Annotated in this window: 1 protein-coding gene and 3 tRNA genes; all 4 read left to right on the forward strand. The window is 68.7% G+C overall.

Annotation, left to right across the window (positions count from 1 at the left end):
* The coding region (locus tag Y694_RS21885) for a uracil-DNA glycosylase (RefSeq protein WP_051495981.1) at positions 1–635 on the forward strand (635 nt) is incomplete at its 5' end.
* Positions 636–704: 69 nt separating this feature from the next.
* Positions 705–790: transfer RNA gene (locus tag Y694_RS21890), tRNA-Tyr, on the forward strand.
* 96 nt (positions 791–886) lie between these two features.
* Positions 887–960 (forward strand) — tRNA-Gly (locus Y694_RS21895).
* A 101-nt stretch (positions 961–1,061) separates the two neighbouring features.
* A tRNA-Thr gene (locus tag Y694_RS21900) sits at positions 1,062–1,136 on the forward strand.
* Positions 1,137–1,192: the final 56 nt, after the last annotated feature.

Raw genomic sequence — 1,192 nt, forward strand, 5'->3', positions numbered from 1 at the left:
GCGGCTCGGTCGCCGGGCAGCGGCTAATGGAGCGGCTCGCCGCGCGCCGCGCGGCCGGCGCAACCGTCTACCCGCCGCAGCCGCTGCGGGCGCTGCAACTGACGCCGCTGGACTCGGTGCGTGCCGTCATCCTGGGCCAGGACCCGTACCACGGCCCCGGCCAGGCCGAGGGGCTGGCGTTCTCGGTGCCCACCGGGGTGCGCCCTCCGCCCAGCCTGCGCAATATCTTCGCGGAACTGCAGCGCGACCTCGGTCAACCGATGCCGGCCTCGGGCAGCCTGCTCGCCTGGGCGCGGCGCGGCGTCCTGCTGCTCAACACCAGCCTGAGCGTCGAGGATGGCCTGCCCGGCAGTCATGCGAAATTCGGATGGGAAGTGCTCACTGACTCGCTGATCGCGGCAGTCGCGCGGCAGCCTCAGCCGGTGGCTTTCCTGCTGTGGGGCGCGCACGCCCAGGCCAAGGCGGCCGTCGTGGCCGCCGGTGGCGGGCCGCACCGCATCTGGCAGGCCAACCACCCGTCGCCGCTGTCGGCGCGCCGGCCGCCGCTGCCCTTCATCGGCTGTGGGCATTTCTCGGCCTCGGCCGACTTCCTGGCGCGCGCCGGCCGGCCGCTCGACTGGTCGCTGGGCGCCTGAATCCGGCGCGGGGCCGGGGGATGACGCTTGTCCGCCGAAGGCGCCGTGATATAGTCGCGGGCTCGTCCCGGAGGGGTGCCCGAGTGGCTAAAGGGGGCAGACTGTAAATCTGTTGGCTTACGCCTACGCTGGTTCGAATCCAGCCTCCTCCACCAGGGCGAATCGTTTTTCGTTTGAGAGTGCCGTGGTCTTTCGGGGCCGCAAAACCGTGTAATGCGATGGCTGTGCCGGTCCGGGCAGCGACTCCCAGGGCGGGAGTAGTTCAATGGTAGAACCCTAGCCTTCCAAGCTAATGACGCGGGTTCGATTCCCGTCTCCCGCTCCACAGTTCCACGGGTTTGCGGGCCTTCGGGCGATGGGAAGGTTCGGCGGTCGGTAGTGATGTGTGCCTTGGTTCTGTCGAGCCGGGCTCAGACCAGTATCGATGCCCATGTGGCTCAGTGGTAGAGCACTCCCTTGGTAAGGGAGAGGTCGCGCGTTCGATCCGCGCCATGGGCACCACCTTCGCACGCACTCTCAAGCAACTGTCACCCGCGACCTTCAGGAGATCGAGATGG

This window comes from Methylibium sp. T29-B, assembly GCF_000576225.1.
GTDB classification, from domain to species: domain Bacteria; phylum Pseudomonadota; class Gammaproteobacteria; order Burkholderiales; family Burkholderiaceae_C; genus Methylibium; species Methylibium petroleiphilum.